8 protein-coding genes and 5 pseudogenes are annotated in these 12958 nt (G+C 65.8%); 9 read left to right on the forward strand and 4 right to left on the reverse strand.

Translation table 11 applies throughout. From position 1 onward, the window contains the following. Positions 1–40: 40 nt before the first annotated feature. From T428_RS32900 to cydC, 9 genes and pseudogenes are all read left to right on the forward strand, one after another. Positions 41–526, forward strand: a pseudogene (locus T428_RS32900) (DUF6308 family protein); the annotation flags it as partial. Positions 527–630: 104 nt separating this feature from the next. Then, positions 631–834, forward strand: coding sequence for a hypothetical protein (locus tag T428_RS0118315; protein ID WP_025737609.1), 204 nt, complete (start codon positions 631–633; stop codon positions 832–834). A 435-nt stretch (positions 835–1269) separates the two neighbouring features. Beyond that, positions 1270–1653, forward strand: a complete 384-nt coding sequence (locus tag T428_RS0118320) for a hypothetical protein (protein WP_025737610.1) — start codon at positions 1270–1272, stop codon at positions 1651–1653. A 158-nt stretch (positions 1654–1811) separates the two neighbouring features. Further along, positions 1812–2995, forward strand: a pseudogene (locus T428_RS35835) (adenylate/guanylate cyclase domain-containing protein). A gap of 41 nt (positions 2996–3036) precedes the next feature. Further along, on the forward strand, positions 3037–3618 hold the full coding sequence (locus T428_RS0118330; protein ID WP_425412054.1) for an HdeD family acid-resistance protein: 582 nt from the start codon (positions 3037–3039) through the stop codon (positions 3616–3618). Between the two features lie 68 nt (positions 3619–3686). Then, a complete protein-coding gene (locus T428_RS0118335) occupies positions 3687–5141 on the forward strand; it encodes a cytochrome ubiquinol oxidase subunit I (protein ID WP_025737612.1) in 1455 nt (484 codons plus the stop codon). A gap of 19 nt (positions 5142–5160) precedes the next feature. Beyond that, entirely contained in the window at positions 5161–6201 is a 1041-nt protein-coding gene (cydB, locus tag T428_RS0118340) for a cytochrome d ubiquinol oxidase subunit II (protein WP_025737613.1), read from the forward strand. Positions 6202–6257: 56 nt separating this feature from the next. Further along, a complete protein-coding gene (gene cydD / locus T428_RS0118345) occupies positions 6258–7871 on the forward strand; it encodes a thiol reductant ABC exporter subunit CydD (RefSeq protein ID WP_025737614.1) in 1614 nt (537 codons plus the stop codon). 58 nt (positions 7872–7929) lie between these two features. Next, a pseudogene (cydC, locus tag T428_RS29335) lies at positions 7930–9645 on the forward strand (thiol reductant ABC exporter subunit CydC). Here the strand turns inward: cydC and T428_RS36165 are convergent. From T428_RS36165 to pyk, 4 genes and pseudogenes are all read right to left on the reverse strand, one after another. Continuing rightward, positions 9558–9740 (reverse strand): hypothetical protein, encoded by a 183-nt coding sequence (locus T428_RS36165; RefSeq protein WP_425412057.1) that lies wholly within the window; start codon positions 9738–9740, stop codon positions 9558–9560. The pseudogene cydC and the gene T428_RS36165 overlap by 88 nt on opposite strands. Before the next feature lie 5 nt (positions 9741–9745). Next, positions 9746–10508 (reverse strand): annotated as a pseudogene (locus tag T428_RS29340) (phosphatidylglycerol lysyltransferase domain-containing protein); the annotation flags it as partial. A gap of 122 nt (positions 10509–10630) precedes the next feature. Next, a pseudogene (locus T428_RS29345) lies at positions 10631–11516 on the reverse strand (acyl-CoA thioesterase domain-containing protein). Positions 11517–11535: 19 nt separating this feature from the next. Next, positions 11536–12954: a pyruvate kinase gene (pyk, locus tag T428_RS0118365; protein ID WP_025737615.1), complete on the reverse strand. Its 1419-nt coding sequence runs from the start codon at positions 12952–12954 to the stop codon at positions 11536–11538. Positions 12955–12958 lie beyond the last annotated feature (4 nt).

Here is a 12958-nt window from a genome sequence, read left to right on the forward strand (position 1 = left end):
TTGATCACTTCGCCGCCATCGGTGACCCAGCCGATTCGAGGCGACAGATATTTTGGCAGCCGATGCTCTACTTGTGGGCCATGAGATACTCCCAGATGCAGCTGCCAAGTTGCTGATCACCGAGCCAGATCGCTTCAACAGCTTCCTGCGAGAAATCCCATGGTCGCTGGATATCTGGCAAGTTCGGCGCTTAGACCTGGATGTCGGAAGCAGCGCTAGCGATTTGCACGAATTGTTGTGTAGCGATGCGGTCCCCGGCATCGGATGGGTTACGGCGGGCAAGCTACTGGCCGCAAAGCGTCCGCGATTGGTACCGATTTTATATAAGGAGGTCCAGGCATTCCTGCAGCCTCGCCAAGGACTCTTCTGGGTGTCGATGTACGACGAACTTTCCGACGATTATCGGCGCAAAACTATCGCTGACGTATGCAGAAGCGCACCATCGCATGTCAGCTTGTTACGCCGCATGGATGCGGCGTTGTGGATGGCCGCGAAGCGTGAAAACCTACGCCCAGGGCGTGGTTGAGGGCGACGATGTGTCACCGTCCACGTGACGCAACAGTCGAAACCGTCACCTCGCCCCGACTGCAACAAGCCGCATTGTCAATTACCATATCTACGATCCAGGTAATGGAATCTGATGACATCGCTAAACAAGGTGATGCCGCGATCCAAGCCCTCTTGGCGCTCAGCGCAGACAACACCCGCAACGAAGAGAAGCGGGACATGCTCGTGGATTTCATTCTGGCTACCCCGCCGCTCGCGGAGTGGCCATCCGACTGGCGGGCATCGATGTCAAGGCTGCCGGATCGCGTTTCGGCAACCCCGCAATAACGCGACAATCCCGAATACAACACAGTTGGTTCGCGACACGTTTCGGCTTGTTTGACAGACGTACAGTAAGCACGCTTTGCCAGTCTCAGAGAGTAGAGTTCGTCGTGTCGCGTGTCCGCAGAATTTTCGTTGCCTTCGTTATCGTGCTCACCCCGCCCACCACTTCGGGATGCGGAAGCTTCTGCCTTTCTGGCGGATCCTGCATCGCGTTCTAAGTGGCTCGGCTCTATCACCCCTCCACGGAGGGGTGATAGTCGTTTCCACGGCGGCGGCCGACAGCTGAGACCGACTGTACGCCGACGCATTCGATGAATCCGCTGGCGAGAGGTTGTGGTGTGAAACTACGACACGATCGACAAGAACCGTTGGCGGACATCGTCATTGAATTGAATGACCCCAGCGACCTGTTCGCATCGCGTTGGATATCGCCGGCGAGTGGCCGGCGGTGCGCCGCTACGGCGAGTCATCCGAGCGCCGGGCCAACCGGCCGCACGACCTGATCTGGCGGCAGGGCATGCGGTCATCAGCGGCTCGGGGCTGTTCGTGATCGGAATAGCGCTGTCGTACCTGTTCACTCGCCCGGTGGTCGACGAACTCGCAGGCCAACTACTCGGCAACGGTGTGTTTCCGATGGTGACCTGGGTCGGTGTGTGGTACCCGTTCCACGTGCTATTCATCGCCCAGGGGCAGGCAAACCGCGAGGCCCGAGTGTCGGCCACCATGGCCTCCGTGCCCGTCGTGGTCCAGACCAGCGTCCTGGCGGTCCCACGACTTCGCCGCCACGCTGGGTATATGCGGCTTCAGCGGTTACGCTTTTGAACGTGGCGGCTAGAAATTGTGGCGCCCCACCCAGTCGGCCGGATGGCTCGGCACGCCCGGACTGTAAAGCGGCGGTACGGGCACAAAACCGCGCCCGCACCGACCACTACGCCGACAGCCACGCCCGTCGGGTCAGGGTCCTCAACATCAACGCGGTGATGGGCGTGGTCGTCTGCCTGGTTTTCGCCGTTCTCGGCTTCTGGTCGGGGCCCGCCGCCTACCCCATCCAAGCGGTCAACGTGGTGACCGGCATCATCTTCGCGTTGGTTCCGTGGCTGCACCGCTTCGGGGAATTGGTTGCGCCGCTTACCGTTATCTTCACGGCATACACCGCTGTCGTCGTGACGTGCTGGGACGTGGGCACCGGCGGCGGCGTGCAGTACTACCTCGTGACGACCGCCAGCCTGGTGGTGTTGCAACTCGGAATCGAACGCATCGGCCTCGCGGCGCTGCTGGCGACCCTCGGCGTCGCGCTGGTGGTCATGCTGCAGTTCCTGGTCCCCCGCTCCACCGGCCTGGAACCGGCCTGGGCGATGACGATGAGCTTCGTCATCACCACCGTCTCGGCGTGCGCGATGGTGGTGGTGACGGTGTGGTTCGCAATGCGTGACACCGAGCGCGCCGAGGCCGTCATGGAGGCCGAACACGAGCGCTCGGAGGCGCTGCTGGGCAACATGTTGCCGGCCAGCGTCGCCGACCGGCTCAAAGAACCCGAGCACGACGTCATCGCCGACCGGTACGAAGAAGCCTCGGTGCTGTTCGCCGACATGGTGGGCTTCACCGAGCGCGCAAGCTCGACCGCGCCCTGCGACCTCGTGAAATTCCTGGACCGCGTCTACAGCACGTTCGACGAACTGGTCGACAAGCACGGACTGGAGAAATCAAGGTCAGCGGGGACTCCTACATGGTGGTCAGTGGAGTCCCCCGGCCCCGGCCCGATCATGTACACGCACTGGCCGACTTCGCCCTCGACATGGTCGCTGCCGCCGCGAAAATCAAAGACGCACAAGGCCTCTCGGTGCCCCTACGAGTCGGCTTTGCCATGGGCACCGTGGTCGCGGGCGTGGTGGGGTCGCGGCGCTTCTTCTACGACGTGTGGGGTGACGCGGTCAATGTCGCGGCCCGGATGGAATCCACCGACTCGGTGGGACAGATTCAAGTGCCCCAGGACGTTTACGAGCGCCTGAAGGACGAGTTCGTGCTGTGGGAGCGCGGCCGCATCGAGGTCAAGGGCAAAGGCGTGATGCGCACCTGGTACCTGATCGGGCGCAAGCCGGCACCCGCCGAAGCCGCTGACCTGGCCACCGAAAAGCCCCGAACGGCCCACGGCGCCACGGTCTAAAGCCCCTATTCTCGGCCGCATCGTTGTGCCACAGTGAGGCTATGCAGCCCCGCGAAGTCCCAAGCATGTTGCCACACCTCTGGAAATCCACACTGGCATCGGGAGTGCTGACGCTGATCGTCGGCGCATTGGTGCTCGCATGGCCGGGCATCTCCGTGCTGGCCGCCGCGATCGCCTTCGGTGTCTATCTGTTGATCACCGGTGTCGCCCAAGTCGTATTCGCATTCAGCCTGCATGTTTCGACGGGCGGCCGCATCCTGCTGTTCGTCAGCGGCGCCGCGTCGCTGATCCTGGCCGTGCTGGCTTTTCGCCACTTCGGTGAGGGTTACGCGGTGCTGTTGCTGGCCATCTGGATCGGCATCGGATTCATCTTCCGTGGCGTTGCCACAACGGTTTCCGCGATCAGCGATCCGGTGCTGCCGGGACGCGGCTGGTCGGTCTTCCTCGGCGCGATCAGTCTGATAGCCGGCGTGGTCGTGCTGGCATGGCCGGTCGCGTCGATCATCACCCTGGCGATCGTGGTCGGCATTTGGCTTGCCGTCATCGGCGTCTTCGAAGTCGTCGCATCGTTGCGGATTCGCAAGGCCTGCAAAGAACTCGGGAGTGGCGCCACCAGCGCCTAACTACTACACTGTGTCGTAGAACGCTGCAGTCACAGGAGCTGACCGATGAATGTCGTCGACATTTCGCGGTGGCAGTCGTCGACATTTCGCGGTGGCAGTTCGGTATCACCACCGTCTACCACTTCATCTTTGTGCCGCTCACGATCGGCTTGGCCCCGTTGCTCGCGGTCATGCAGACCGCGTGGGTGGCCACCGGCAACACCGCGTGGTATCGATTGACCAAGTTCTTCGGGAAGCTCTTCCTGATCAACTTCGCGATCGGGGTGGCCACCGGAATCGTGCAGGAATTCCAGTTCGGCATGAACTGGAGTGAGTACTCGCGGTTCGTCGGCGACATCTTCGGCGCCCCGCTCGCGATGGAAGGCCTAGCCGCGTTCTTCTTCGAATCCACCTTCCTCGGGCTGTGGATCTTCGGCTGGAGCAGGCTGCCGCGATTGGTGCACCTGGCATGCATCTGGATCGTCGCCATCTCGGTCAACGTGTCGGCGTTCTTCATCATCTCGGCGAATTCGTTCATGCAGCATCCGGTCGGCGCACACTACAACCCCGTGACCCGGCGTGCCGAGTTGGACAGCATCGGGGCGTTGCTCGGCAATAACACTGCGCGAGCGGCGTTTTCACATGCGGTCAACGGTTCGCTGCTGACCGCGGCCACCTTCGTCGCCGCCGTGAGCGCTTGGTGGCTGATCCGCGCGAAGAAGACCTCGAACGTCGACCTCGACACGGTGTTTCGCCCCGCCGCCGTGCTGGGGTGTTGGGTGGCACTGTTCGCCGCCGTCGGACTGTTCTTCACCGGCGACCAACAGGGCAAGCTGATGTTCGTCCAGCAGCCGATGAAAATGGCGTCGGCGGAATCGTTGTGCGACACCGAGACCGATCCGGACTTCTCCATCCTGACCGTCGGTACACACAACAACTGCGACAGCATCACCCGCGTCATCGAGGTGCCCTACGTCCTGCCGTTCCTCGCCGAGAGCAAGTTCACCGGCGTGACATTGCAGGGCGTGCGCGATATCCAGCAAGCCTCGCAACACAAGTTCGGGCCAAATGACTACCGGCCCAACCTGTTCGTCACCTATTGGTCGCTCCGAATGATGATCGGGTTGATGGCGATCCCGGTGCTGTTCGCGCTGGCCACCTTGTGGCTGACGCGCGGCGGTCGCACCCCCACCCAATCGTGGTTCTCCTGGTTCGCGCTGTTGACCATCCCCACGCCGTTCCTGGCCAACAGCGTCGGCTGGGTGTTCACCGAAATGGGCCGGCAGCCATGGATTGTGGTGCCGAACCCGACCGGCGACCAGCAGGTCCGGTTGACGGTCAGCCAGGGCGTGTCGGATCACACGTCCGGCATGGTGGTGACCTCGCTGGTGACGTTCACTCTGGTCTACGCGGTGCTCGCGGTCATCTGGTTCTTCCTGCTGAAGCGCTACGTCGCCGAGGGACCGTTGAAGCACGACGCGGAACCCGCACCGCCGAAGGCACCCGGCGACGACGAAGTCGCGCCGCTGTCGTTCGCCTACTGACCCGGGAAGGAGCTGACCAATGGCGCTGCAAGAGTTGTGGTTCGGCATCATCGCCGTGCTGTTCTTGGGCTTCTTCATCCTGGAGGGTTTCGACTTCGGCGTGGGGATGCTGATGGAACCGTTCGCTCGTGTCGGCACCGGCGATCCGGAAGTCCACCGGCGCACCGCGCTGAACACCATCGGGCCGGTATGGGACGGCAACGAGGTGTGGCTGATCACTGCCGGTGCCGGAATGTTCGCCGCGTTTCCCGGGTGGTATGCGAGCGTGTTCTCGACGCTGTATCTGCCGCTGCTCGCAATTCTGTTCGGCATGATCGTGCGCGCCGTGGCCATCGAATGGCGCGGCAAGATCGACGACACGAAATGGCGGGCCCTGGCCGATTTCGGGATCGCGGCCGGGTCCTGGCTGCCCGCGGTGCTGTGGGGTGTGGCGTTCGCGATCCTGGTACGGGGTCTGCCGGTGGACGCCCGGGGCCATATTCATCTCTCGATCGGCGACGTACTGAACGTCTACACGCTGCTGGGTGGGTTGGCAACAGCCGGGCTGTTCTTGTTCTACGGCGCGGTGTCCATCGCGTTGAAGACCTCCGGCGCGATCCGCGCCGACGCGCACCGGTTCGCCAGGCAGCTGTCGGTACCGGTCACGGGACTGGTTGGCGTCTTTGGCCTTTGGACGCAACTGGCGCATGGCAAGGACGGGACCTGGCTGGTGCTGGCGGTGGCGGTCGTCGCGCAGCTTGCCGCGGTGGCATCGGTGTGGAGTCGCGCCTCCGACGGCTGGGCGTTCGCGAGCACCGCGCTGGTGGTCGCGTCGGTGGTGATCTTGTTGTTCGGTGTGCTGTATCCGAATTTGGTGCCCTCGACCCTGAACTCGCAGTGGAGCCTGACGATCTACAACGCATCGTCGACGCCCTACACGCTCAAGGTCATGACGTGGATGACCGCTTTCTTCGCTCCGCTGACGGTCGCCTACCAGGCGTGGACGTATTGGGTGTTCCGGCAACGGATCTCGGCTGACCGGATACCGGCGTCGATCGGGCTGGCAAGGCGTCCGTCCTGAGCACACGCAATTCCCGCGCGCCCCTGGACCCGCGACTGTGGCGGGCGTCCGGCGCGTTGCGCTGCTACTTGGTCGCAACGGTGAGCTGTGGAGTGGTGATCTCCGCCTGTGCGATCGGCTCGGCGATCGTGCTGGCGGGCATCGTCGCGACGGTCATCACCGATCCCTCGGCCCGAGGTCTGCGGGGCTGGCTTGGCCCGCTGTCAATCCTGTTGACGCTGTGGGTAGTTCGCACAGTGACGCACTGGCTGCAAGCGCGGCTCGGTCAACGGGGCGCCAGCGCGGTGATCGCCGATCTCAACGGCGAGGTGCTGGCGGCGGTCACCGCCCGCCAACCCCACGAACTGCCCGCGCAGCGGGATGCGGCCGCGATCGTGGTGACCCGGGGCCTGGACGGCTTGCGCCCTTATTTCACCGGCTATGTGCCCACGCTGCTGCTCGCCGCGATCCTGACGCCGGCGACCGTGGCCGTGATCGCAATCTATGACTTGAAATCCACGTTGATCGTGGTGATCACGCTGCCGCTGATTCCGCTTTTCATGGTGCTGATCGGGCTCGCGACGGCCGAGCGATCCGCGGCGGCGCTGGCCGCCATGACCACCCTGCAGGGTCGGCTGTTGGACCTGATCGCCGGTATCCCCACGCTGCGGGCGCTGGGTCGCGCCGCGGGTCCCGAGCACCGCATCGCCGAACTCGCCGCCGCCCACCGGCGCTCGGCAATGGCGACGCTGCGCATCGCATTCCTGTCCGCCCTGGTCCTCGAGCTGCTGGCCACCTTGGGTGTCGCCCTGATCGCGGTCGGTATCGGCCTGCGCCTGGTGTTCGGCGAGATGAGCCTGACCACCGGGCTGACGGTGCTGCTGCTGGCACCCGACGTGTACTGGCCGCTGCGCCGCATCGGCGTGGAATTCCATGCGGCCCAAGACGGTCGGACCGCCGCCGACGAGGCGTTTGCGTTGATCGGCGAGCCCACCGCGGCGGTGCCGCGCAGCCGAACCGTCGCTGCCCGGGGTGCGGAGATCCGCGTGGAGAACTTGAGTGTGGCCGGGCGAAACGGCAATTTGCCGTTCGAGTTGACCGCGGTGATCCCGCCGGGCCGGGTGACGGTGCTGACCGGCCGCAACGGCGCCGGCAAGAGCACCACCTTGCAGGTCATCGCCGGGCTCACGGCGCCGTCGTCGGGGCGGGTCACCGTCGACGGCGTCGACGTCACCGAGCTCGAACAGACCGGGTGGTGGCGCCAGCTGTCCTGGCTGCCGCAACGCCCGGTGCTTGTGCCCGGCACGGTCCGCGACAACCTGGCCCTGCTCGGTAAGTTAGACGATATGGAAAGTGCTTGCGCCGCATCGGGATTCGATGCGGTGCTGGCCGAGTTGCCGGACGGGCTGGACACCCCGCTGGGGCGCGACGGCCTGGGGCTGTCGCTGGGACAGCGACAGCGGTTGGGCCTGGCGCGTGCGCTCGGGTCGCCCGCCCCGGTGCTGCTGCTCGACGAACCCACCGCCCACCTGGACGCCGCCACCGAACAGCGGGTGCTGCGGGCCATTGTCGAGCGGGCACGGACGGGGGCGACGGTCGTGGTCGTCGGGCACCGGCAGCCGGTCGTGGCGATCGGAGACCACGTTGTCGAGGCGGTATCGGAGAGCGAGGTGCATTGTGCGCTCGTCTGATCCCGCGGCGATCGCAGGCGCGGCAGAGCCGGGCGCAACGGGACGACGTGCGAGCCTCCTGCTGGCCGCGTCCAGCCTGTTGCGGCCGCGGTTGCCCCGTATCCTGGCGGCCATCGCGTTGGGAGTGCTCTCGCTGGGCAGCGCGCTGGCGCTGGCCGGGGTGTCGGCGTGGCTGATCACGCGGGCCTGGCAGATGCCGCCCATCCTCGATTTGTCCGTCGCGGTCGTCGCGGTGCGCTTGTTCGCGATCGCGCACGCCGTGCTGCACTACTGCGAGCGGCTGGCCACCCACAACACCGCGCTGCGCGCGGCCGGGGTTGCGCGCGCGGAGATCTATCACCGGCTCGCCGACGGACCGGCCGCGGTGGCCGTCCGGCTGCACAGCGGCGAGCTGGTGGCACGGGTGGGCGCCGACGTCGACGCACTGGCCGACGTGCTGGTGCGGGCGCTGATCCCGATCGGTGTCGCCGCGGTATTGGCTCTGGCGGCAACCGTTGCGGTCGGGGTCATTTCGCCGGCGGCCGGCACGGTACTGGCGATCTGCCTGCTCATCACCGGTGTGGCGGCGCCACTGCTTGCCGGCAAAGCCGCGGTCACCCAGGAAGAGGTTGCCCGCCAACATCATTCCGAACGCGATACGGCCGCGACGATCGCCCTCGAACACGCCCCCGAGCTTCGGGTTGCCGGCGCCCTGCCCGACGTCATCGCCGAATCGCGTCGCCGCCAACTCCATTGGAGCGATGCGCTGGACGCGGTTGCCCGACCTGCCGCGCTGGCCGAATCCATGCCGACCGCCGCGATCGGCGCCAGTGCGCTGGGCGCGGTCGTGGCCGGGATCGGGCTGGCACACGCGGTGGCCCCCACCACCCTGGCGGTCTTGATGCTGTTGCCGCTGTCCGCCTTCGAGGCGATGACTCCCCTGCCGGCGGCCGCCATCCAGCTGACCCGTTCCCGCATCGCGGCGCGCCGTCTGCTCGATCTGGCTCCGGAAGTCCCCACGGTCGCATCCCGCACGCCGACACCACTTCCGGTCGGCACCGCCCGGCTGTCGGCTGACCTGCTTTCCGGTCACACGCGGGCCTTCGCCCACCGGGTGACGGTCGACCTCGAACCCGGGCGCGGTTGGCCATCACCGGCGCCAGCGGCTCCGGCAAGACCACGCTGCTGATGACCCTTGCCGGGCTGATCCCACCGCTGGACGGCCATGCGATGCTGAACGGAGTCGACCTGGACAGCTTCGATCAGCATGAATTACCCGGCGCCGTAGCCTTTTTCGCCGAGGCCGCGCACGTGTTGGCCACCACGGTCCGAGACAACCTGCTGGTCGCCCGGGGCGACTGCGGGGACGCCGACCTGGCGGCAGCATTTGATGCGGTCGAACTCGGCGAGTGGCTCGCCAATCTGCCCGAGGGCTTGTCGACGGTGCTGACCGGCGGGGCGCGCGCCGTCTCGGCCGGTCAGCGCCGCCGGCTGCTACTGGCCCGGGCGATGCTGTCGCCGGCGCGGATCGTGCTGCTCGACGAGCCCTCCGAACATCTCGACGCGGCCGACGCCCAACGAATGCTGGCGGATCTGCTGTCCCCGACGTCCGGGCTGATCAGCGCGGAGCGGACGGTTGTGGTAGCCACTCATCATCTACCCGAAGGCATCCGCTGCCCCGAATTGCGCATCGGCTAGCCGCCCACCTCAGAGGTGGCGCCGGCGCGGCATGAATTCCAGTGTCAGCAGCACGAATACCAGCGGCACCAGCTGCGTCAGGGAGATCAGCGCGTAGCGTCGGGCATCCAACGCATGAAACTTGTGCACGTACCGGTACAGCGATTCGAGCGCGATCAACGGGTCGAGCAAATGGATCAGCCGGTAGAACACGCGCTCCGCCCGGCCATCTCGAACCCGGTCACGTCGACGCCGACGTCGCGACCGATCGGTACGGGCCGCAACGATTGCCGGACCACCGCTCGGTCACTCCACAGCGCGAGCCGGCGTTCGCTGCACCCGACCACCGCGATTCGCCAGCCGTGGGTGTGACACATCGAGGCGAAATCGGCGACCAGTTCAGGGAATTGCGTCTCGTCACCGATCGGGTCGCCGCCGACCACCGCGAAGCCCATCCGGGTGCGATAGGCCAGCGCCGCGGTCCCCGCGGCGCTGAAGTGATAACTCTTACCCGTTTGCATCGCGAACGGCGCCAACGGGTCGTCGCTGGTGGCGTCGATCAACGCCCATACCCGGGGCAGATTCTCGGGCTCTGGATGCGATGCCGTCGGCCACATCAACACCAAACCCGAACCGGCGATCAGCACGTCACCGAACAGGTCGAATCCCAACACATGCGAACCCAGCCCCGCCAATACACACAGGGCGGCCGCTCCCGCGTGCATGGTCGTCACGGGGCGCCCCAGGAAAATGCCACGGGCGATCAACGCCACCGCGGCCAGCACCGTCAGCGACCAGCCCAGCCGATCGGCGTAATGCCATTGCGGCTGAGAGCGGTGGTGGGCGACGACGGTGACCAGCCAGCACGCGGCGCACAGCAATGCCACGGCGCCCACGCAGCGCGCCGCGAGCGAATCGACGGGCACCACAACGCGTTCGCGCGCGCAGTTTAGGAAGGAGATCTGCCGACGGGCCCTTCACGCGTCACCTCCCGATGGGCGTAGTGCTTGTTCCATCGAATACCCGGCTCGTTTGAAGTTACGCTCGATCGCGGCCCAGCAGGACCGAAATCGGACCGGTGTCCGGTAGCTATTCGATAACCGCTACCGACCGGACGGCGGGAAGTATTTCAACACGCCTTCTTGCACCACGGTCGCGACGATTCGGCCGGAGCGATCGAAGAAATGGCCAGTGCCCAGCCCGCGGGAATCGGCGGCCACCGGCGACGATGTCGAATACAGCACCCAGTCGTTGAAGTCGACCTGCCGGTGAAACCACACCGAATGATTGGCCGACGCGGCGAAAATGCGGTCGAAACCCCACGACAGCCCGTGCGTGGTGATCACCGAATCCAGCACCGTGGTGTCCGAGGAGTACACCATCGTCGCGGTGTGCAGCACCGGATCGTCGGGCACCGAACCCAGCGCCTTGAGCCACACCCGGTTGTGCGGTAACCGTTCACCCTTGTCCCGCATCACCCACGCCGGATCGTTGGTATAGCGCCATTCGATCGGCTGCAGCGCGTCGACGAAGTGCGGGACGGTTTCCTCGTAGCCGCGCAACAGGTCACGTAGCGGCGGCTGATCGTGGGCTTCGCCCACCTGCGGCGGCTGCACGCCGTGCTCGAGACCCCGCCCGCCGGACATGTAGGCGATCATCGCCGAGGACAACAGCACCCCGTCCTGCACGGCGTCGACGCGGCGGTTGGCGAAGCGGCGCTCGTCGCGCAACCGGCAGACGTGGAATTCGATGTCCTTGGTCGTGTCGCCGCCGTTGATGAAGTACACCGAGAGCGCGCTGGGCGGCAGATCGCCGCGGACCAGGCTGCGGCTGCCCGCGACGAACGATTGCGCCATCAGCTGCCCGCCGAAGGTCCGCATCGGGTTCTTGCTGGGATGGGAACCCGACGAACAGGTCGTCACCCAGGCGATTGAGGTCCAGGACCGCCAGCAAATCGTCGAAGTCGGTATTCGGCTGATCGCCGGCCAGCACGGGCTCTCCTTGTGGGTTAGAGGTCGTCCTCCCCGATGCGGTGGACGTGGATCAAGTTGGTTGACCCTACTGTGCCAGGTGGGGCGCCGGCGACGATCACCACCAGGTCCCCCCGCTTGTATCGGCCCAGCTCGAGCAGCGATTTGTCGGCCTGACGGATCATCTCGTCGGTGGAATCCATGATGGGCACGATGAACGTCTCGGTGCCCCACGTCATCGCCAGCTGGCTGCGCACCTCCGGCCATGCGGTGAAGGCGAGCAGCGGCAACGGGGTGTGCAGGCGCGCCAACCGCTTCACGGTGTCGCCGGACTGCGTGAACGCGACCAGTGCCTTGGCGTCGAGCCGCTCGCCGATGTCGCGGGCGGCATAGGAGATGACTCCCCGCTTGGTGCGCGGCACGTGGGTCAGCGGCGGGGCGGCCGTCGAGTTGTCCTCGACGGCGGTCACGATGCGCGCCATGGTGCGGACCGCGGCCAGCGGGTACTTGCCCACCGAGGTCTCCCCGGACAGCATCACCGCGTCGGCGCCGTCGAGCACGGCGTTGGCGACGTCGGAGGCCTCGGCGCGGGTGGGCCGCGAGCTTTCGATCATCGACTCGAGCATCTGGGTAGCGACGATGACGGGTTTCGCGTTCTCCCGGGCCATCTGAATGGCCCGCTTCTGTACCAGCGGAACCTCTTCCAGCGGCAGCTCGACGCCGAGGTCGCCACGGGCCACCATGATGCCGTCGAAGGCCAGCACGATCGCTTCGAGGTTGTCGACGGCTTCGGGCTTCTCCAGTTTGGCGATCACCGGCACCCGCCGGCCGATCCGATCCATCACCTCGTGCACCAGTTCGACGTCCGACGGCGAGCGCACGAACGACAGCGCGACCAGGTCGACGCCCAGGTCCAGCGCGAAGGTCAGATCGTCAATGTCCTTGTCCGACAACGCCGGTGCGGACACGTTCATCCCGGGCAGCGACATGCCCTTGTTGTTGCTCACCGGGCCGCCCTCGACGACGGTGCAGACGACGTCGTCTCCGTCGATGGCCTCGACGACGAGCCCGACCTTGCCGTCGTCGACGAGGACCCGGTCACCGACCGCGGCGTCCTTCGACAGCGTCTTGTAGGTGGTCGATACCCGGTCGTGGGTTCCTTCGCAGTCTTCGACGGTGATCCGGATCGTTTCGCCGTCGGCCCAGTAGGTCGAGCCCGTGGCGAAGCGCCCGAGCCTGATCTTCGGGCCTTGCAGGTCGGCGAGCACCCCGACAGCGCGCCCGGTGGCATCCGAGGCGGCACGTACCCGCTCGTACGCGGCCTTGTGATCGGCATAGTTGCCGTGGCTGAAGTTCATTCGGGCGACGTCCATTCCAGCCTCGACTAGCGCCAGAGTCAGCTCGTCCGTCTGGGTCGCAGGGCCGAGGGTGCAGACGATCTTCCCGCGTCTACTCACGCCG

The sequence above is a fragment of the Mycobacterium genavense ATCC 51234 genome, from assembly GCF_000526915.1.
GTDB lineage: Bacteria > Actinomycetota > Actinomycetes > Mycobacteriales > Mycobacteriaceae > Mycobacterium > Mycobacterium genavense.

Excerpts from the sequence above, each read along its gene's own strand:
- cydB (WP_025737613.1), top strand. The coding sequence starts at position 5,161 with ATGGCGCTGCAAGAGTTGTGGTTCGGCATCATCGCCGTGCTGTTCTTG.
- T428_RS0118330 (WP_425412054.1), top strand. The coding sequence starts at position 3,037 with ATGCAGCCCCGCGAAGTCCCAAGCATGTTGCCACACCTCTGGAAATCC.
- T428_RS0118315 (WP_025737609.1), top strand. The coding sequence starts at position 631 with ATGGAATCTGATGACATCGCTAAACAAGGTGATGCCGCGATCCAAGCC.